The organism is Bordetella sp. 15P40C-2 (genome assembly GCF_009763235.1).
Taxonomy (GTDB): Bacteria; Pseudomonadota; Gammaproteobacteria; order Burkholderiales; family Burkholderiaceae_B; genus Bordetella_A.
On sequence record NZ_WSJA01000025.1, the window covers coordinates 94,666 to 117,036 of the forward strand.

General features: G+C 59.7%; 4 protein-coding genes. 1 reads left to right on the forward strand and 3 read right to left on the reverse strand.

Annotated features, from left to right (window positions below; translation table 11 throughout):
• Positions 1-74 precede the first annotated feature (74 nt).
• Positions 75-9,467 (reverse strand): autotransporter-associated beta strand repeat-containing protein, encoded by a 9,393-nt coding sequence (locus tag GOQ25_RS11255; protein WP_160350557.1) that lies wholly within the window; start codon positions 9,465-9,467, stop codon positions 75-77.
• Positions 9,468-10,392: 925 nt separating this feature from the next.
• Here GOQ25_RS11255 and GOQ25_RS11260 point away from each other — a divergent pair.
• Positions 10,393-11,232 carry an SAM-dependent methyltransferase gene (locus GOQ25_RS11260; protein ID WP_160350558.1) on the forward strand — a complete coding sequence of 280 codons (840 nt, stop codon included), beginning with the start codon at positions 10,393-10,395 and terminating at the stop codon, positions 11,230-11,232.
• A gap of 608 nt (positions 11,233-11,840) precedes the next feature.
• Here the strand turns inward: GOQ25_RS11260 and GOQ25_RS11265 are convergent.
• Positions 11,841-18,245, reverse strand: a complete 6,405-nt coding sequence (locus GOQ25_RS11265) for a hemagglutinin repeat-containing protein (RefSeq protein WP_160350559.1) — start codon at positions 18,243-18,245, stop codon at positions 11,841-11,843.
• 217 nt (positions 18,246-18,462) lie between these two features.
• A complete protein-coding gene (locus GOQ25_RS11270) occupies positions 18,463-22,110 on the reverse strand; it encodes a filamentous hemagglutinin N-terminal domain-containing protein (protein ID WP_160350560.1) in 3,648 nt (1,215 codons plus the stop codon).
• Between the last annotated feature and the right edge of the window lie 261 nt (positions 22,111-22,371).

Here is a 22,371-nt window from a genome sequence, read left to right on the forward strand (position 1 = left end):
AACGTATAGCGGTATGGAGCAGTGAGCCGGATGGCGGCTTGTCTGGCCGCTGCCCGGGCTCGTGGCCACTGCGATTACCACCGCCAATTCACGCCCACTTTGCCATTCCAACCATCGGCTTTGGCGCCCGCGAAGGTTTCCTGATAGGCGCCGGAAGCGTAGATACTCATTTTCTCCGTCGCCGTGGCTGACACGCCCAGCATGACTTGCATCCAGCTGCCACCAATATCGCTATTGAATGGCACATAGCCCGTCTCCGACGAAAACTCGGTCTTCGGCTTGCCCAGGGCCTCATGCAACACGCTGAGCCGCGCGAAGATGGAGTAGGCCTCGTCCTTGGCACTGCCTTTCCAATGGCGGCCCATCTCGACACCTACCCGGCCAACCAGCGACTCGACGTTCTTGAAACGGATGTTGGCGGCACCGTCATGGGCGCTGTCGATATCGACCCATTGATAGGTCAGTTGCGCCTGCGGCTCGAGCACCCATTGATTGTTCAAATTAAAGGGATAGCCGCCTTCCACATTGGCTGTCACGCCCCAGCCATCGGTGCGCATTTTGGGCAGGCCGCGGTGCGAATCGCCCTCCAAGCGGTATTTGCTGACCATCAGGCCCGTATCGAGATACCAGTCCTGCGGACCGTAGTGGGTCCAGTAAGCCCCGAGCGAGTACGCCTTGACCTGGCCATTGCCCGCATCGTCACCGTTGTAGTGCTCCACCGTGGTGGTCGCTTCACCCATCGCTGCGGTGATCCCCACCATATCGCGACTGCCATCGCTACGCTGCCGCCGCAAGAGGTCGGCGCCCAGTTGCATGCCGTTAAACCGGTAATCATGCCGCGCGCCCTCGTTGCCGTAGATACCGTCATCGGATCCCGCTCGGGTGCCCTGCGAACCGATATAGCGGCCCCAGACGCGGTTGCCACTAAGTGCCGGGCCGCGTTGAGCCTGTTCCAATGACCCCGAACGCTCGGACAGACTGTCTAGCAGAGAACGACCATACATCAGCACAGTCGGTGCAAGCGTGCCGTAGACAGAGACTTCGCGCCGGTAATCGGGTTGGCCGCCGGAAGCAGGTTCGCCACCAGACCCCGGTTGGCCACCAGAACCAGGCTGGCCTCCAGAATCCGGGTCGCCGCCCGAGCCAGGTTGGCTGGAACGCAGATACCAGTCATCCGGCGCACTGGCATCGACGCTGCCACGGTACAGCGTGTACTCATAAGGCCCGGCCACGACGGGGCCTGCCAGCGCGAAACTTCCACCAGAAGTCCGCGCGCCGTCTTCGGCCCGAATCACAGCGATTCCGTTGCCCTGGGTATAACCGCCTTCCCCGCCCATATTGCTTACGCGCAAGGCAGTGGAGCCACCCGCCGATCCCTGTTGGATCACGATTTGATCCGAAGTTCCGCTGTCGCCGTTGAGCACGCTATTCAGCGCGATCATGCCGTTGTTGCCGTTGTAGTCGCCGACGATGTTCAAGCGGTTGCCAACGGCATGCCCGCCCAGCTGAATCAGCCCACTGTTGTCGAGCTTGCCAACCACGGTAAAGGCGCCACTGTTGCTGAATCCCGGTAAGGCATCGGCAACGGCAATAGTCCCACCATTGATCACGTTGCCGCTCACCGCCCCGTAACCGCCGAGTGTGGCGCCCGGATTGACCTGCACGCCTCCGCCGCCCGATAGCGCGGCGCTGCTTTGAGGGGAATCGCCCACAATCAGCGTGCCTGCGGCGACTGTCGTCAAACCTTGATAAGTATTGACGGCGTTCAAGAACGTTGTGCCATCGCCGGCCTGTACCACCTGCCCCGTGCCACTGATCTGGCCACCAAAGTTCAACATGTCACTGCGGTTGAAGACAAACTTGCCGTCGTTGGCCACGTCGCCGACGATGCTACCCGTCTTGCCTCCATCGCCGAGTTGCAACGTGCCGTTCGTGATGCGTGTGCCCCCGGTATAGGAGTGATCGGCGGTCAGTACGGTGGTACCCGGGCCCTGTTGAACCAGAGCGCCACTGCCGCTCACCTTGCCGGTAAACATGAGGGCATCGCTGCGATTGAAGGCCAATACCCCGTTATTCGCGACGTCACCTCGGATACTGCCGGTGGTGCCGCCATTGCCTAATTGCAATGTGCCACCTGCGATAGAGGTGCCGCCTTCAAAAGCGTTGTCGCGGGTGAGCACGGTGGTGCCGCTGCCCTGCTGGACGAATGAGCCGGTGCCCGCGACCACTCCATCGAGCTCGAAGGTATCGCTGCGGTCGACCACCAACGAACCGAAGTTCACAACGGTGCCGCGAATACTGCCGGTATCGCCGCCGTCGCCCAAGCGCAACGTACCGCGTTGAATCAGCGTACCGCCCGTGTATGAGTGGTCTTGGGTAAAGGTCGTCGTGCCCGTGCCCTGATGAACGACAAAACCCGAGCCATTGATATGCCCATCGAAGGTCACGTTATCGCTGCGATTAAACGCAAGCGCACCATCGTTGACCACGTCGCCTTGGATACTTCCCGAGGTGCCGCCGTCGCCGAGCTGCAGCGTGCCGGTGGCCAGAGGAATATCTACGGCGCCCGGCTGTACCCGGCCGGCGGTAATCGTGGTACCTCCGAGATAGGTGTTATTGCCGGTCAACACCAATGTACCTGGGCCGGCGCTGATCAAACCGCCAGTGCCGCTGATGACCCCACGTAAAACGCTAGTGGTGCCCGCACTTGCGACGATCTTTCCTGATTCGGCGGTGATGTCGATTCGCCGATTCGATTCCACGTTACCCGCCAGCTCCAGAGTGCCGCCGGCGAGTTCAACGCCAGCGGTGCTGTCGCCCAAGGCGCCGTCTCTGAGGATGGTCAATGTCCCCGCTTGAATCACCGTGCCGCCGCGATGGCTGTTCGCCCCGGTCAGAATCGTAGTACCGCTACCTTTCTGCACGACCGAACCCGACCCGCTGATGTCACCGGCCAAGATCATGTCGTCGCGGCGATTAAAGGAAAGAGTCCCATCGTTCGTCACGTTGCCTTGGATACTGCCTGACGTGGCGCCGTTACCAAGTTCCAACGTGCCTTGTTCAATCGTCGTGCCACCGGTATAGACGTTGGTCGCCGTCAGGGTGAGGGTGCCCGGGCCGGTGTGGGCTAAGGAGCCGCTACCGAAGATTTGTCCGCCGAACTCCATATCGTTAGAACGATTGATGAGGAGTCTGCCTTGATTCGAAACATCACCCAAGATGCTGCCAGAGTCCCCGCCATCGCCCAATTGCAAGGTGCCGCCTGCGATCAAAGTGCCGCCCGTGTAGGCGTTATTGGCGGTCAATATCAAGGTGCCGGGACCTTCCATGCGCAAGATCCCTTGACCTGAGATCACACCGCCAAACGTGCTGGTCGTGTCGGCATTGGTGATGATTTTTCCGACTGCGCTATTCAGCACCATCGCGCGGGCCGAGGTCACATCCCCCGTCAACTGCAGTGCGCCGCCGTCAAACACCACGCCGCCCTCGGCATCGCCCAGCGCGCGGTCAGTACCGATCGCCACCGTGCCAAATGCCAGCCGCGTGCCGCCCTTATAACTATTGGCTGCAGTCAGCGTCAGCTTGCCGCCACCAGCCTGAATGACGCTACCGGTGCCACGGATCTCACCGCCGAAGGAGATATCGTCGCTGCGGGCAAATTCCAAGGTGCCCTCATTGTTGACATTGCCTGTGATGCTTCCCCGCGCATCGTTATTGCCCAACCGCAACGTACCCGCCTTGATGTCGGTTCCGCCTGCGTAGTCATTGTCTCCAAGCATCACCACCTTGCCAGGACCTGTAAGCTCCACCTTGCCGGTCCCACTGATCTTGCCATCGAATGCAAGGAGGTCATTGCGGTTGAAGTCCAGCGTACCTTCGTTGGCGACATTACCGGTGATGCTTCCTTGGTTTCCTCCATCACCGACTTGCAAGGTGCCGCCTTCGATTCTTGTGCCGCCCGTATAGGTGCTAGCACCCGTCAGCGTCGTGATGCCCGGACCCGCCTGCACGACAGACCCGCTGCCGTCGATGCGCCCCGCGAACGTCATTTGATCGTTGCGATTGAACACCAGCCTGCCGGCGTTAGACACATCCCCCAAGATGCTGCCCGAGTCCCCGCCATCGCCCAATTGCAAGGTGCCGCCTGCGATCAAAGTGCCGCCCGTGTAGGCGTTATTGGCGGTCAATATCAAGGTGCCGGGACCTTCCGTGCGCAAGATCCCTTGACCTGAGATCACACCGCCAAACGTGCTGGTCGTGTCAGCATTGGTGATGATTTTTCCGACTGCGCTATTCAGCACCATCGCGCGGGCCGAGTTCACATCCCCCGTCAGCTGCAGTGCGCCGCCTTCAAACACCACGCCGCCCTCGGCATCGCCCAGCGCGCGGTCGTTACCGATCGCCACCGTGCCAAACGCCAGCCGCGTGCCGCCTTTATAACTATTCTCGCCCGTCAGCGTCAGCTTGCCATCACCAGCTTGAATGACGCTGCCGGAGCCACGGATCTCACCGCCGAAGGAGATATCGTCGCTGCGGGCAAATTCCAAGGTGCCCTCGTTGTTGACATTGCCTGTGATGCTTCCCCGCTCATCGTTATTGCCCAACCGCAACGTACCCGCCTTGATGTCGGTTCCGCCTGCGTAGTCATTGTCTCCGAGCATCACCACCTTGCCAGGACCTGTAAGCTCCACCTTGCCGGCCCCGCTGATCTTGCCATCGAAAGCAAGGAGGTCATTGCGGTTGAAGGCCAGCGTACCTTCATTGGCGACATTACCGGTGATGCTGCCCTGGGTTCCTCCATCACCGACTTGCAAGGTGCCGCTTTCGATTCTTGTGCCGCCGAAATAGGCGTTATCACCCGTTAGCCTCGTGATGCCCGGCCCCGTCTGCACGACAGACCCGGTACCAGTGATGTTGCCGGCAAACTGCGTGTTCTCCCCGATGTTAAAAATCAGGCTGCCATCGTTACGAACATCGCCCGTGATGCTGCCCGAGCCTGTCCCATTGCCGAGTTGCAGCGTGCCCTCATCGATCCAGGTGCCGCCCGTGTAGTTATTCTCCGCAGTCAGGACCAGTTTCCCGGGGCCACTCGCGATCAACCCTCCTTCACCGGAAATCTGCCCCCTCCAGGTGCTTTCCGTGCCCGCCTGCATGCTGATCGTCGACAACCTGCTGGGCGCATCAATCAGGGTGATCGCCCGGCGGGAATCGACATCGTCCGTCAGCGCCAATGTACCGCCCTCGATAGTCACGCCTGCGCCCTCGTCGCCAAGCGCGCTGTCCCGGTCAATCGAAACGGTCGAGCCCTGACGAATGATGGTGCCGCCGCGATACGCATTGTTGCCTGCAAGTACCAGCGTGCCAGCGCCCTCGCTGATTAGCGCGCCGGTGCCCGTGATGGTGCCTTGCCAGGAGCTCGTCACGCCTGCACTGGTAGAGATGGTTCCGTGCGCCGAGGTTATCGCTATGTCGCGCGCCGATGCCACGTTGCCAGATAACGCCAGCTTTCCTCCATCGAGGGTCACAGCACCGTTGGCATTGCCGAGCGCCTGGTCATTGTCGATAGAGAGCGTTCCCTCGCGAACGCTCGTCCCGCCCTGATAAAGGTTAGTGCCCGTCAGTACCAGCGTACCCGGGCCACGAACGCTCAGTCCTCCCGAACCTCCGATTACACCGTTAATCGTGCTGGTGGTGGCAGCGCCGGTCGTGATGGTCCCAGACCGATCACTTAACGTGAACGCTCGATCTAATGTGACATCTCCCGCGAGTGCAAGAGTGCCGCCGTTCAAGGCAACCCTTCCTCCTGCTCCCAACGCGGAATCGTTGCTGATGGAAACTGTCCCGTCTTGTATTGTCGTGCCGCCCTGATAGGAATTATTGCCCGTTAGTATTAATGTGCCTGGGCCACTGCTAGTGAGCTCGCCCTGCCCTGAGATTTCACCGCTCATCGTGCTGGTCGTCCCTGCGGCGGCGGCGATCGAGCCCGACTCTTGCGTCAGAATGATGTCGCGCGTCGATGTCAGGCCGGCCAAAAGTTCAACACTTCCGCCATCGAGCGTGAGATCGCCGTCTTTCCCCAATGCGCCGTCCTGACTAATAGCAACCGTACCGGATTGGATCAACGTGCCGCCGGTGTAGGAGTTCTCGCCGGTCAGGGTCAGCGTGCCGCCACCGACGTGCTCGACATTTCCGGAGCCGCTGATTTCTTTGTCAAAGGAAAAATTACCGCCGCGACCGAAGACCAGCGTTCCGTCGCTAATCACGTCCCCCTTCACGCTGCCAGTGTCCGAGCCATTGCCCAGTTGCAGCCTGCCATCGCGAATGTGCGTGACGCCCCCGTAATCGTTATCTGCCGTGAGCACGAGCGTGCCCCCGCCGCTCACGGTCAGACCGCCATTGCCGGTGATCTGGCTATTGAATTGATTGGTGGTCCCTGCGTCGGAACGAATCTCGCCTGACTCGTTCGTGATGATGACCGAGCGGTCCGACGTCACGTTCGCGGTTAACTGCAGAACGCCGCCGTCAAGTGTTAGTGCACCAGAGACCGTGCCTAAGGCTTGATCGTTGCTGATGGCGATCGTTCCCCCGCTGATTCGCGTTCCGCCGCCATAGTCATTCGCACCGCTTAAGTTGAGTGTGCCGCCGCCGGTCTTGAGCAGGCTGCCCGAGCCGTCAATCTTGCCGTCCAGCGTTATCGCATTCGCGCGATTAACAATCAGCTGCCCATCATTGCTCACGGCGCCCTTGATGCTGCCCGTATTGCCGCCATCGCCAAGCTGTAGTTTGGCATCGGTGTCGATCCGCGTGCTGCCTTGATAGCTATTGTCCGCGGTGAACACGATCGTGCCGGGGCCTTCGATTGACAACCCGCCCTCGCCGGAAATCACCCCACTGAACACGCTCGTCGCTTCCGTACTCGATGAGACTGCGCCCCCGAACTCCCCAAGCTGGATCTCTCTCGCCGAAGTCACCGCCTCCATCAACGCCAGAGTGCCGCCATTAAAAGTTAAATTGCCGTCGAGACCGCCCAGCGCACGATCATCCCGGATAGCCACCGTGCCTGAGTCGAAGGTCGTTCCTCCGCTATACGAGTTAACGCCATTTAGCGCCAGCGTACCCCGGCCACTGAAAGTCAAGCCGCCTTCACCGGATATCGTCCCATTCAGCTCGCTATTCTTGCCGGCATCGGTGGTGATGGTGCCGTAGCCCTGGGTGACCTTGATCTCCCGGTTCGACGTCACGTCATCGGTCAATCGCAGCGTGCCACCTTGGAACGTGAGTGCCCCACTGACATCCCCTAGCGCATCGTCGTTATCAATGGCGATTGTGCCCAAGCTGATGACGGTGCCGCCGACATAGCTGTTGCCGCTGCTCAATGTAAGTGTGCCGCTGCCCATCTGGACCACATTGCCCGCACCACTTATCGTCCCGGGCTGCGCTATGTCATCCTGGCGATCAAAGATCAGCTGTCCGTCGTTTTTCACGTTGCCCTGGATACTGCCGGTCGTGCCGCCATTGCCGACCCGCACGGTGGTACCGCTGCCAATCGTAGTGCCTCCCGTATAGACGTTATCGCTGGTGAGCACTAGTGTGCCTTGGCCGCTGCTAGTCAGGCCGCCACTGCCGGAGATCGTCCCATTGATTGTGCTGGTCGTGCCGGCATCGGCAATGAGAGTCCCTGATGCCGCCGTGATAACGATTTGATGACCCACCGTCACGTTATCGGTCAACTGCAGTGCCCCTCCGGCCAGCGTGAGCGCCCCTGAGACATCCCCCAGGGCTTCACCGTCACTAATGGCAATCGTTCCCTCGTTGATCCGCGTTCCGCCAGCATACTCATTCGCGCCGCCCAAAGTCAGCGTGCCACTGCCGGTTTTAATCAGGCTGCCAGTGCCTATGATGTCGCCATTCAATCCAATGTTTCCCTGGCGATTAACGATCAGCCGTCCATCATTGTCCACGTTACCTACAATGTTGCCGGTAACCCCGCCATCGCCCAGCTGCAACGTACTGCCGGTCTCGATCAACGTGTTGCCTTGGTACTCGTTGTCAGCGGTGAGCACCACCGTGCCGGGGCCCTCTATCTCCAACTGGCCAACGCCGGAAATCCTTCCATGGAATACGCTTGTAGCATCCGTGGTCGCGGCGATTGTGCCGGTGTTGATCGACAACTCGATCGCTCTTTTCGAGGTCACAGCGTCCCTTAAGGCGAGCGTGCCGCCATCGAAGGTCAACGCACCGGTGGCGTCGCCCAGCGCACTATCAGCATTGATAGAGACCGTGCCGTTACGAATCGTAGTTCCTCCCTTATAGGAGTTATCGCCGTTGAGCACCAGTGTGCCCCAGCCGTCACTGATCAAGGCACCATCGCCGGAAATCGTTCCATTGAGCGTGGTGGTCATGCGGCGATCGGCAGTAATAGTGCCGGATGCCGCGGTGATAACGACGTCACGTTCCGACGTCACGTCATTGGTCAACTGCAGGGCACCGCCGGCGAGGGTAACGCTTCCAGTTCTCTCCCCCAAAGCACTGTCGGCGTTGACGGCGATCACGCCCGCCTTGATGACCGTTCCGCCCCGGTAGGTATTGCCATCGGCTAGTTCGAGCGTGCCGGTACCGAGCTGTTCAACACTGCCACTACCATCGATTTTGCCGCCGATGGAAATATAGTCGCTGCGGTTGATTGCGAGCGTTCCGTTGTTGGTGACGTCATTTGTAATGCTGCCTGTAGTGCCGCCATCGCCTATCTGCAACGTTCCCCGCGTAATGGTCGTCCCGCCGGCATAAGTATTCGTTCCGGTCAGAACCGTCGTGCCCGCTCCCGTCTGCCGGACTTTGCCTGTGCCGTCTATCGTGCCAGCGTACGTGGCGGTATCTCCGCGATTGAACGCCAGCGTACCGCTATTGTCCACGTTTCCGGTGATCGTACCGGTATCTCCGCCGGCACCGATCTGCACCGTACCTGCGCCTGATATCGAGACGTCTCCGTGCACGGTGCCTGAAAACGCAATCGTTCCTTGCTCAGCGTCGATACTGAGTGGAGTATCACTAGGACCGGTGATGTCGCCTGATAGCGTCCATGCGGCCGTTTCGTCCTTGACGATCCGTTGGATGTTTTCGATGTTGCTAGTTAGTGTGTGCTCCCCAAACCCCTTTAATTCGAGTAGGTTAGTCCCGCCGCCGCCGTCAATATTGCCTGTGATCGCGCCGGCCTCCATCGAGATGGTGTCGTTGTACGCGCTGAGCTTCAGACTCCCTTCTATCCTTCCCGCGTTAACGAGGGTCAACGCCCCAGACGCCGCGCTGGCGTCGATCACGATATCGTCTCCGTGGGTGTCCACCGTTTTACCGGTGCTGATCACCCCCTCGGAGTTAATGGTCGTCCCACCTCCCAATACTTTGATTGCGGCAGCGTTAGCGGCCGAGACGATGGAGTCCGTCACGCGGACCGCGACGCTGTTGCCCATTATGCCGATGGCGCTTGCATCGCGCGCAGAGCCGAGAGCTTTGATAGATGATTCGAAAGAAAGACTTATCGTGCTGCCCTCTCCCACTTCAACTGTGTTACGGCCTTGCCCATAGCCGCCACCGCTGGTCTCGTTCGCGTCGTTTTGTATTGCGCTGGCCCACATCAGAATTGTGGCCTTTGACCCCAAGCTGACCGCCGTATCATTCCCGATCGACACTGTCGCATCCCCGAGAAGCATCGTCATTTCAGACGGTGTCTCGGGTCCGTCGCCCAGAGTCTCGGACAGCACCGTATTTCCTTCACAACCGATCTGCCATTCATCGGAAATACATTCGGCGGCCGCCGTTCGAACGTAGGCCCCGCTCACTACTGCTAAGCCGATCATCGCACTCAACGTATTGAGGCGAAATGCTTTGGATTGCTTCACGTTCGTCATTTGTAGGTCCGAATAGGAGAACTGACCGTGCGGGTGTGCTACGTCGAAGTGACATTGACTGGAACCCGTATGGCCGAGCAATCCAGCCCCCTTCCAATCACGGCAAACATCGACACATAGAATGTTTCGATGTCCAATTATTTCATTGAATTTCAGTTTGAAGGTGTATATTTCTAGTGTCAATAGGGTATACCCTGGTGAGCGCGCTGACCGAGCGCGGAGATCTTGGAACTGCCACAGCGGCCGCCATGGACCCCACAAAGTCCGCCGGTTCTCCCGAAACATGGTTGCCCTGGAGATACTGCCGTTTTGACGCATGGCGGCGAATCGGCCTCACCGCTTGGCCGCACCAGTCCTTCGATGGCCGTGTGCCGCGGGGCCGTACATGGGACACCCAACCAGGAGGGCACGCCCCCCGCCGCCTCCTCGACAGAGTCAAATTCAGTACACTGGACACTTCACGCGCCTCTTTCGTTTGTATTCTTCGATGTCCCCCACGCCCGAAATCCGTCCCGATCAGTCGATCGAACTGCTCAAGGAACTCCATATCCTCACGCGCGACGGCAAACTGAACCAAGACAGCCGACGCAAGCTCAAACAGGTCTATCACCTGTTCCAGTTCATCGAGCCATTGCTACAGGAGGTCAAGCAGGAGCGGGATGCGGTGACGCTGGTGGATCATGGCGCCGGTAAGTCGTATTTGGGATTCATTCTGTACGACTTGTTCTTCAAGGCGCTGCATGACCAATCGCATGTCTATGGAATCGAGACGCGCGCCGATTTAGTGACGTCGTCTCAAGCGCTGGCTAGCCGACTTGGCTTTAGCGGAATGTCATTTTTGAATTTGTCGGTGGCGGATTCGATCACTTCGGACGCCTTGCCGGCGCGGGTGGATGTGGTCACGGCACTGCACGCGTGCAATACGGCGACAGACGATGCGATCCGTTTCGCTTTGGCCAAGCAAGCGAAATTTATTGTCCTGGTGCCTTGCTGCCAGGCAGAGGTAGCGGCCGCATTACGGCAAAACAAGAGCCGCGCCTTGGCAGACCCGATGTCTGAGCTGTGGCGTCGGCCGCTGCATACGCGCGAGTTCGGCAGCCAGTTGACGAACGTGCTGCGCTGCTTGCAGCTCGAGGCGCATGGATATCAAGTCAACGTTACAGAGCTGGTCGGATGGGAGCATTCGATGAAGAACGAACTCATCATCGCGCAGTACAAGGATCTGCCTCGTCGTAAGCCAGCGGAACGCCTGCACGAGATTTTGGATCGTGTGGGGCTGCCGGCGCTACGGGAGAGGTTTTTTACGGAAGAAGCTTTGACTCAGTAGCGCGCCGCGTTTGGTGCTGGGAACGCACACCAATTATTCGTGCCCCCACCGGCGCAGCTTATTCCCACGGCTCGCCGGCTCGGTGTCGACACGCTGGGTGAGCACGCGAAATTTCACTGTCGTAGCAAAGGCCGACATACTCGTACCCTTTCTTGAGCATGCAGCGCTGTATCGCGTAGAACAGCGTACGAGACTCAGCTCGCACTTGCTGTGTAGTGCGTTTCTCTCCGTTGGGTAGCTCGCGTATCCCTCCGTATTCGCCGTTCCACATTCCCCCGCATTGCACCCAGTCTTCCAAGCGGCTCTGTTCGCTCCTTCCGCTAAAGGCCCAGTCGTCGATGAGTTTGACAGGTGTAAGTAGCACGGCGCGAATTTTTTTATCGCAATAAATCTCCGGCTCGTTTAGAGCACAAAGGTAGCCGTTGGTGCTCATATAGCAACCCGACACTGCGAGGGTGAAAAAAGCAGCAATGAAGCAGTATGACAATCGGCTCATTTTGAAGATTGCTCTGACGTGCAACAGAAGAGGCCGATGACGGCGTAGTGGAAGTCGCAATGCTGGAACGCAGCGCTGTCACTGCCGGAGCGGACCTGTATAGGTCGCGCGGTCACTTCTTTAGTTCCATCATGAGATCGAGCAGCCGCCATGCTTCGGGGGGTAAGACTTCTGCCAGCGCAAAAGGTGCCGCCGGAACGAGTGCGGCCCCGCTCCATACCTCATGGACCACCTTCTCCGTGACGCTCCGTCCGCGCCGGGCGTTGCCCTGCGCATCGTAAAGGCCACTCAACGTTCCGCCGATGAAATCGTGCGTACCACCAAAGCCTTCATGTAGGATGTCCAAGATACTACCTGGGCTATACGGCATACCTCCGAGCGTACTTTCCGCACCCTGGATTCCACCGGTAAACCCAGACATTTTCTTGCCGTGATCTGTTTGTAAATATTCGGCCAAGCTTAATTTCGCTTTTTCAGTATCGAACTGGACCATGCCCTGAGGATTTAACGCTAGCACCGGCAAACCGTTGGCGCCCAATATGGGCCGCCCATGTACATCGAACTGCACCTTGCAGCGCTCATTTGCCACGCCGCAAAGATTGTCCAGATCGACCCGCACACCTGCGGTATTGAATCCATCGCCTCTGATCCCTGCACTTTTGCCGCTGATGTTGTCCAGGGTCGTTTCGCCATCCGTTATCCCCTTGAACTTCTTGGAATCAGCGATGGTGTATTCACGCATCCGATCGGCTGCTTCGGAAAGCACGGCATGGGAGGCAGAGATGCCGGTGGAGCCCGTTAATGCGCCGATCACGACATTCACCACGCGCTCTTGCGTGTTCAAATCGCTGATTTGGCGTCGCAGTTGCTCGATTTCCGCTTTGTCGGTGGACTGCCCGATTCGCTCGCGCAACGCAGCGCGCTTGGACTGTGTATAGAGTTTGACGGATTGAGTCGCTTGGTCGGTGAACGCTGCGATGATCTCCGCCTGCGCGGCGACTTGTGCGCCAAGTTTTTCGGCATCCCAGGTCTGCTCCAATGCGGCTGCATCGGCGCCGGTCACGACACCCCGCTTCAAAGCGTCGAGCACGCGCTGCGCGGTCTCGCCGGTCAGGCGTCGCTGGGCTTCCTGATCTTGGATTTTGATCGTGGCCGGGCTGATACCGCTGTATGTGGTGCTGGTCGCCTTGTCGTGCTTTTGACTGGCGCCCGGCGCCACCGCAAGGCCTAACGTACCGGACTGGCCTGCCGTATTGATTGCTACGCCCACCGCCTTGGCGTGGCTGTGGTTCTCTATGTCTTCGCTCGTCAGCGAACCGGTGCTGAATTGATTTCGTCCTTCGTCCGCCGCAGCGGCATTGCTGACGATTTTTCCGCCCTTGAGGTGGGTGTTGCCCTGGACCTTTATATCGAAACCGCCGTCGCCCGCCTCTATGCCGCTTTGGTCGCGCACGCTGGCGAAGTTGCCCTGCACGTGCGTATTCGACAAGCTTGCACCGCCGAAAACGCTGCCCGCACCTACCGCGACATTGACGCCAACCTGCGTGCCCCCACCCTCATAATTGCTGGTGTCCTGCAAACTCTCAATCAGCAGATTCCCGCCGACTTCTGCGGTGACCTGGTGTGCGTTGACCCTGGCGCCGCTCAAGACTGCGTCGGATCCAGACTTTAATGTAACGGTGCCTCCCGCAGTCAGCCGTGTTGCGACGACCTCAGTTTCAGCGCCAGCCGCCGCATGCGCGGCTCGGTGAGCGTGCGTATGTACACCCATCGAGGTATCACTACCGCCTAATGAAGCACCAAAGCCCACGCCCGCGCCAGATGCTCGGCTAATCTGTTTCCTGTCCAAGGTGTTGCGCTCGCCCTGCAAGCGGATATCGCCTTCAGTGACAATGGTCACATCGCCGTCGGCCGAAACGGTGGAGCCATGGAGATGGACGCTGCCTGCCGTATCGGGATCCCCCGCACGTATCACCACATTTTCCCCTGCGGCAAGAACAGAGCCCACAGCACGGCTCATTTCAGTGACAGTTGTCGTGGACTGTTTGCTTTTACCGACCTCTATGCTGACCCGGACGTTCCCGATCTTATCAATAGCATTCGCCTTGGGGTCGCTGCCCCGATCTCGGATATCGCGCACCATATCGGCAATCGTCAAACCCGCAGTAGCCGCAGCCAAACCTTGCATCAATGGATGGGCAGCGCGATCCGCGGTGTCCGACAGCTGCTCTACCCTCTGCATCGCATCAAAGAATGGGGTGCTGATCTGCATGGAGACGCCGCTTTGCTTACGTTCGAAGGACTCCTTGGTGAAATGGGTGTCCCGCGCTGTGCCGATCTCGATGTATTTCGAATCGAGCGTGAGGTTCCCCTTAGGCGCCAGGAGTCGACCAGCAGTCATGTCAATCGTTTGATTACTGTGCAAGCTGGCGTTACCCGTCAAACTTCCCAGCACGCTAGGCACATGTTCCTCGTTTGCGCGCTCGAGCGTGTGTGTCTGCGTGCTACGTCCAATGCTCAGCCCGCCAGTCGCGCCGACGCCCGATTTGCGCACCTTTTCGATGCGCTGCGCATCATATCGGTTCTTACCGGGAGCGATAGTGATATTGCGCCCAGCGGACACCGCGAGATCGTGGCCGGCACCCACGTTTGAACCGGCAACGGTCACATCGCGTCCGGCGGTGATTTCGACCTCGTGCCCTGTCAGCGTCGAAGCTTGCGCGCGCTCCCAGTCGCTGGACGCGACGGATTCCTGAGTCTTTCGCGATATCAGGCCTTTTCTTTTTTCCTGGTGCTGATCCTTCGCGCTGCCACGGTCTGTCGCGGTGCCGATTACAACGTCACGGCCAGCCTGTATGCTGAGTTTGCCTTGCGCATGAACCTCGGCAGCCTGAGTGGCGACATCTTGGCCTGCCGCGAGGGCGAGGTTGCCCTTTGCCTGAGCTGCGGATCCATGTGCTTTCTCGATGCTGAGTTCGTGACGATGGCGTTTGCCGTTTGCCATGATTTCGTGGTGCTCGAGTGTCGCGGGATCGAGGCGGATATCCCTGCCGGCCTGCAACTGCGCGTCGCGCTCGACGGCCACCTTGGCGGCCAACATATGGATGTCGTTTCCGGCACGCACCGTGAGTTCGTTGGCACTGACACTGGATGCCCCCGCCAGATGCGTGCCTCGGGTCGTGGTGGATTCATGCGCACCCTTGGCGGAAATGAGGTTCACGTCTTGTCCGGCCGTCAGCAATACCTTGCCGCCTTGGATGCGCGCGGCGAGATTGCTCAGGTTCTCCCGCGCGATGAGGTCAATCCGCTGCGCTTGAATCAGACCGCCAGAGTGATTCACGATATTGCGTGCGTTCATCACGGTGTCCTGGGACGCACCGATGGTGCCGCTATTGTGGATGTCGCCTTGACTAATCAGATGCGTGTTGCGCCCCGCCATCAGGGTCCCAAACAGCTGGTTTGTATCAAGCCGAGCGGGCACGTTCACCGTCTGCGACATCGCCGACCGCAGCGGGCCGACAGGCATATCGAATGGCGTATTCTCCGCCGTCACGGCGTAGTGGTAGCGGTGCGCTTTGCGATCACTGCGTCGCGCCTGGGTATACGTCGCTTGCCCCTCGCGCGTGACGGTGCGCCAGCCCGTGGCTCCGATATTTTGAATGGCCGGACCCTCTACGCGCAGTTTGCCGCCCGAGGCGATCTGGCTCTTATCGTTGGTCACGGTGCCTTTTAGCGTGATAGGCCCCGGTGAAACGATGCGGCCAGGATGGCTGCGTATCGTCTTGCTCTGCGTGACGACTTCCTCGACTTCATAAAAGGTGAAATCTTTGACCAGACGAGTCAGGAAATCCCTGTTAAACGCACGAATCCGTCCATCCAGCTGCTGATGTCGCTGTTTGAAGGCGATGTATTCAGGCAGATCCTCATAGCGTGCGATGTCGCCCCGCCGTTTGCGAGGCCGTCGCTCGTACTCGGCGCGCGAGGGCAGTGCCGACGGAGGCTCAAGACCAAATATGGCCCAGATAGGCGAATCGGGAGGGTATAGGAACTGATCGGCTCTACCGCGATTTCCATCGCGCCCAGGGGATCCTGCTGTGTACGAGAGCGCGATAGGACTGGTAACGCCGCCCACACCGTGTCGTTTGGGGGTGTAGCCAAACGGCGGGCCATAGCGCGAGGACGGATACTTTTTGGAGGGCAACAACAACCTCCGCTCAGGGTCATCATTGAGCCAGTGAGGATCATGGCTACACGCCCGCGTGACCTTATCGCACAACCAGGTCGTTGCGGCATCGTACATATCCGTGCTGCCCGCGGGGCTGAAATACACTTTGCGGCGAGATGACACCCGTACCGGTTCTGAAGCAAAATCGGCATTTTCGTTTCGTGTTTGCCGCGCGGCGATGAGAATCCCGCCACCTGCCTCAATGGTCGCCGCATGGTTCAGCACATTGTCGGCCTCGCCCGTAACGCCCAAAGCCTTGTCTAAATGGCGGCCAATGCGCAGCTTATTCTTGGCATAGAGCACCGCGTTATTACGATTGGTCGCTGAACCGACGGCGATGTTCAGATTGCCGCGTGACGCAATATGCGCCGGACTCTTGCCATTTTTCTCATTGGCGAGTTCGCCGGCTACGATGTTGATCCAATCGCCATAGATGCGCCCGGTGTTTTTCAACTGTGCGGCCTCGACACGGGGAGACTTACCATCGATCAGCCCGGCATTGTCGAACAAATGCGCAGCGTCTATCCGAACATGATTGCCGCCTAGCAATGCACCGGATTTTTCATTACGTACGTTCTGCGCCTGGATACGCAAGTCGCGCACCGCGCCAAATTGCCGCTTATTGACGAGGTCGCCACCGAGCGTCAGCTTGATATCCCTGCCAGCGATGATATTTTTGCCGGGAGTCAGTGACCCTGCATACGTAAAGTCGATGTCGGTACCCGCATGCAACCATCCCAGATAGTGGGACTCGCGCGCATTCAGCTTCAGTCGCTGCTGCGCCGTAACATTGCCATCGCGGTTGGCGAGCCGGCGCGTCGTGATTTGGACGTTGCCTTGCGCTGTCATCAATCCGTTGGCGTTCTGGAGGTTATCCGAGTCAATCTTCAGATCCGCAATCGCCCGTATGGAACCCTTGTTGTTGTCGAGCTGCGGGATCTGAAGACTGACGGTGTGTCCCGACAGACCGGTTGCGCTCGAGGCGGATATCGTGCCGGGTGTCCCGGGTGGCGAGGCCGGCACGACCGTCTTCGCCTCGCTGGTCGATAAGGTGCCACTATTATTCAGCTTCCGGCTGGACACGCTTAATGCCATGTCGGCCAACATTGCGCCCCCGCGGTTGTCTACTGTGTTTTGGGCAGTGACGTTCAACTGGCCGCCCGCTATGGTGCCCCCACGGTTCAGCACATTCGCAGCACGGATCGAATGAACGCCGGAGGCGGCAAGCAGGCCGTCGCGGTTTTGCAAGTCGCCCTGCACTTTCAACGTGATACCCGAGCCAGATGTGATGCTGCCTTGCTGATTGTCCAAGCGGCCAGCGGAAAGCTCGACCCGGGCACCATGTAAGGTCGCCTCGCGCGTGGTCACCTGTCCTGGCGTATGTACGGCAAGCTTATGCTTCGCGGTGAGCGCGACTTTCGGAGATACTTGAACATCACCCGCCGGCGACAACGTCAGGTCGCCCGTGAGCGCCACGAGATTGCCGCCAATATTCACCCCCACCCCGGCCTCGGTGCCCACAAGCCGGATGCTATTGGCGTACATGCCACCGAGCACCGTGGCATCCAGGGCCAATGCGGGTTTCTCGCCCGTGGCCTCCAGCGGCTGTACCTTGCCCGAGGACGCCTGAACTCTTGCGGGCCCGACAACGACGTTCAGTTTGTCCGCCCACACCCCGGCATTAAGCACCAGGGCGCGCGCCAGCAGATCGACCTGATCGGTTTGCGTGCCGTTGAGTCCTTCACCCTCTATCCGTAAGGTACCCGAGGACATCCGGAACGCCAGGTCTCCGCGTGGGCCGATTTCCGGACGGCCCGTGGTGAGCGTCGCGCGCGAAGCGTTTAGAAAGCCACACTGATCGCAAGTGATCCCTGCGGGATTGGCGAGAATGACGTGGGCGCGAGGTCCTGCGACTTCGAGCATCCCTCGCAGTTGTGATGGATTCGCCGCCGTCACTTCGTTCAGAATCGCGCTCGCGTGTGCCTTTTTCAACATCGGGTTGCCCGCGATCTGGCCGGCCAACTGTGTCTGGCTCGATCTGCCGCTATTGTTCAATATGACACCAGCTGGCCCGACATTGAACTGCTCGTACCGGTTGTGCGAAACGCCGCCCGCCGAAGGCGCCACGATCTGAATGACGGGCACGCCATGCTGCTGTCCCACGACCGGGGCCGAGGCTTCCACGCTGTGATCTGCGGTGATAGGCAACGGCTGCGCGGCGGCTGATATCCAGCCATGCGACGCTAGCAGCACCACGACAATTCGACGGGTATAGGTCTTGCTCGGGGCCATGGTTGTGATCAGGAACGAACGAGCCGCAAGACTACCCATAGTCCACGATCACGCAACGCAGCGGCCGCCACGGAGATAGCCGCGATACGCGCCCCGCAGCCCCGCTTTGCGCAGGGAGCATCGACGCAACTCGCATCGCTGATCCCTCAGTCGATCAATTTTGAAAACCGGACCCTTCTTAGTGCCCGAGAACGTGGCTGATCGCCACCGCTACCCGTTATCGCGCACCAGCGAGTATGCTGACTTCGGCATCGGAAACCCGCACCGGAACCCACGCTGGGGCCATGTCGGTGGCTTCATGGGGCGTCGGATCGTCAAGCGCAACGTGGGGCTGCCCTGAAAAGAGGCCGCCTGGTTTGAACGCGTCGTGTGTATATACCCGATACGTCTGCCCCGCTTGCTGCATAAAGGTAGACATGACGCCTGCTTCGAAGTCGACCTGCGCGCTGAGTCGCTCCGCGTCCCATGGACGCATCAAGTGAACGGTCGGCAACCCAGTTTTGAAGTCATCGTCGGCATGCGCGCCCTGCGAGGAAGCCGCGCTTGCGAGCGGTACGGTTTGCGATGGCGTCTGCGGCAAAGTCGACGCGAACCCGGTGATGATGCTAGGCGTCACGGTCTGGACCTTATCCGCGCGATTCGCCCAACCGAACGAAGGTGCAACACCGCCGCCGGCCAGGGTGTACTTGACGGCACCCAGGGTTCGCGCGACCGCTTCATGGTCTGCATGGTCGATGATGTTCTCTGCACGCAAGGTTCGCGTCTTGAAACGATTGCGCGCAGTGTCCGACGCCGCGCTGGTAATGGAGGCACCTTTTAACGAGGTGCCTCCACTGACCGAGATATCGAAGCCTTCGGACCCGGCGTGTACGCCGGTCGTTTCCTTGACGCTCGCATATGAACCATGGAATGCGTTGTCCGCGAGACTAATAGTGCCGGTCAGACTGACTCCAATCACGCCACCCGCACTCATGCGTTTGGCCTCGCTGACCAGCTGACTGCCGCTGCCCAGACTCTCCATATTGAGATCGCCGCCGACGTTCGCCGTCGCATGCCACGCGGTCACATCAGCGCCCTGCAGTGTCATGTGCGATGACGCCGACGCGGACAGCCTTGCGCCAGTCTGCACGCGTGCCTGGATCACATCGCTGTCGACCGCCTCGCTCAGCATCGAGGCATAGTTGGCGCCCAAATGCGTACCCAGGGCCGGACCCGCGGCGCTTAACGAGGCGCCGATACCAATACGCCCCCCCGAACCGCCACCGGTGCGCTTTTGCTCAACTTCGTGCCGCGCACCGCGCAACTCGATCTCCCCTTGCGAGACCAGGGATACATCGCCATTCGAGGACAATGTCGATGCCTGTACGCTAAGGTGAGCTTCGCGCCCGGATGCATGCACGGTTAACCTCCTCCCCGCGGTGACGAAGGCTGGTGCGACGCGAGTTGACTCGGTCAGCGTTTCCGCGGCCTGCATACCGGCCTCCACTTGGAGACTCGTCCTGATGTTGCCGATATAATCCGCGAAGTTTCCGTCCGGCACCGCGCGCTGCTCCCTGATCACGGAAATTGTGTTGTCTATCGCCAAGGCAGCCGCGCCCGTGGGCAGGGTTTGCAACAGACGGCTGGCGCTGGGCTCGGCGCCCTCGGCCATTTCGCTCATTAGCTGGACTGCGGCGAGTATGGGTGTCCCGACGACAACCGAGACGCCGGTGCGTAGCTGCTCGACATTTTCTGTGGCGCGTTGAGGCCTCGGGGTGTGATGAATGGCGACACGCGGAGCGACCAGGGTGATGTCCCCCCCCGGCGCCACAATGCCGCTGGATTTGACGTTAACGCTATGACCGCCTTTTATCGTGATGCTGTCGGTCAGGCTGCCGATCAGACTCGGGTCGAGGCGCGTTTCATTCAGTTGGTGCGTTCGCGTTTGTGTATTTCGTCCAATACTCAGAAGACTCAGGACGCCCGCGCCTGTCATACGCGTTTGTTCCACCCGCCGCGTTTCTTTCTGATGCGCTGCGGCCACAATCGACACATCGCGCCCTGCTGTGATCCGGAGATTGTTTCGGGCACCGACATCGGAGCCCGAAATGACGACGTCCTGGCCCGCCAATAATTCGACGTTCTGTCCTGATAGCATCGAGGCGCGCGCCCTAGCCGAACGTGCTGAAGTCGTGGTGTCCACGATGGTTGACCAAAGCAAGCCCTGGGTACTGTCTCGCTGGACAAAAGAGGTACTGTCATGCACCGTGCCCGCGCTAATTTCGATGTCCCGGCCAGCGCTCAGGCGCAGTTCTCTAGCGCGTGGTATGGCGTTGGTTTGCTGCGGTTCATTTGAAACGTGTCGGGATGGCTCAAGCGCATTTAGCTTTGCGATGTCCGGTAGCGCTTTCTGATCGGCCCTGGCTTCATGATTAGGCGATCCCTGGATGTCGGGATGCGACAGCAAGGAATCATGCAAGCGGATAGTCTGCGCGGCGTACATGTTTGCATCGCGATCGACCGCGAGGTATGCCTGATGCATGTCGATATCGTTGCCTGCGTGCATGGTCAAATTGCCGGCCTGAATGTGCGTCGCTCCAGCAAAGGCGATACGCTGCGCCGGCGTCACGGCTGCAGGTTGCCCGTCGGCCGAAAGATACATGTCCCCGCCCGATGAAAGCATGACGCTCTCGCCCACGAAGTCAGCGCCGGCACTGCGCAGTTCGTCTCGGGCGACGACCGTTACCCGACCCGCTTGCACGAGGCTACCCGACTCGTTGACGATGTTTCGCGCTTCTAACTGCGCGGATCCACCCGAGGAGATGGCGCCCAGGTGCACAAGATCACCCTGGCAATTCACGTGGATATCGCCGCCGCCAAGCAGCTTGCCCTCGCCGGTGCGCAACTGCTGCGCGCCGATATCGATCTGGTCGCCACGCAAGGTGGCTTTGCGGATATCCGCCTTTGCGGGTGTGTATAAAGAAAGTCTCTCTTTGGCGATCATGGTGGAATGCGGTGTGATGTTTATATCTCCCGCTGCGGACACCGTCAGATCACCCGTCAGCGCTGCGAGAGTGCCACGTAAGTTGACCCCCACCCCTGCTTCCGTACCCACCAGCCGAATGCTGTTGGCATACATGCCGCCTAAGGCGGAAGCGTCTAATGCCACCTCTGGCTGCGGGCCTCGCCCGGCGATATTGCGCACCTGCCCGGTGTCCAGGTCAACGTGCGCCGCACCGGCCACCACATTCAGGCGATCGGCCCACACGCCCGCGTTCAAGATCAATGCTCGGGCGAGCAGGTCCACCTGATCCGCATTCGCACCCTTCAATCCCTCACCGTCGATCCTTAGCGTACCGGAGGTGATCTCGAACGCCAGATCACCCCCCGTCCCGATATGGGGCCGACCGGTGGTAAGCGTGACACGCGAGGCATTCAGCCAGTCACATCCATCGCATGTGATTCCAGCCGGATTGGCAATGATGACATGCGCGGAGCGACCGGCGACTTCCAGCATGCCGCGCAGCAGCGAGGGATTCGCCGCGGTCACCTGGTTCAGGATCGCCGCCGCGTGGCGCCCGCCCAGCTGGGGGTTCCCCGAGATCTCGCCACCCAGCTGCGTTTGGCTGACATCCGCACCATTGTTCAGGATCACGCCGCCCGTACCAACGTTAAATTCAAGGTAGCGGTTATGCGAAACGCCCTTCGCGGACGGCGGGGCAATTTGGATGACGGGCACGCCATGGCTCTCGCTGAGCACCGGCGTGTTGCCCAGCTCGCCCGTATCCGGCGTGATGGGCAGCGTCTGCGCCCATGCCGACATCCAACCGGGGGTAAACAATAGTCCTGCGATAACGCGGCCCGGACACTTTCGATTCTTGATCATGATGTGGCCGGAGATGTACGAAGCGCAAAAGCCAATAGGGAGGGAATGACGGGGAACCTTCCAAGTCTCTCCGACTGGTTACTCAAACTAACAAGGTGCACAGCTGTTACTCGATAAAGAAAGGACGGCCGCAACACTACCCAAGCTTCTAAAAGCGCTAAAGGGCTGCCGATGGCCTGACTTCACCGGAAAACTGGGTGATTCATGCAGGCACTACAAGGATTTCAACCTGGAACGAGGCGAGTCTACGACTCCGTTGCG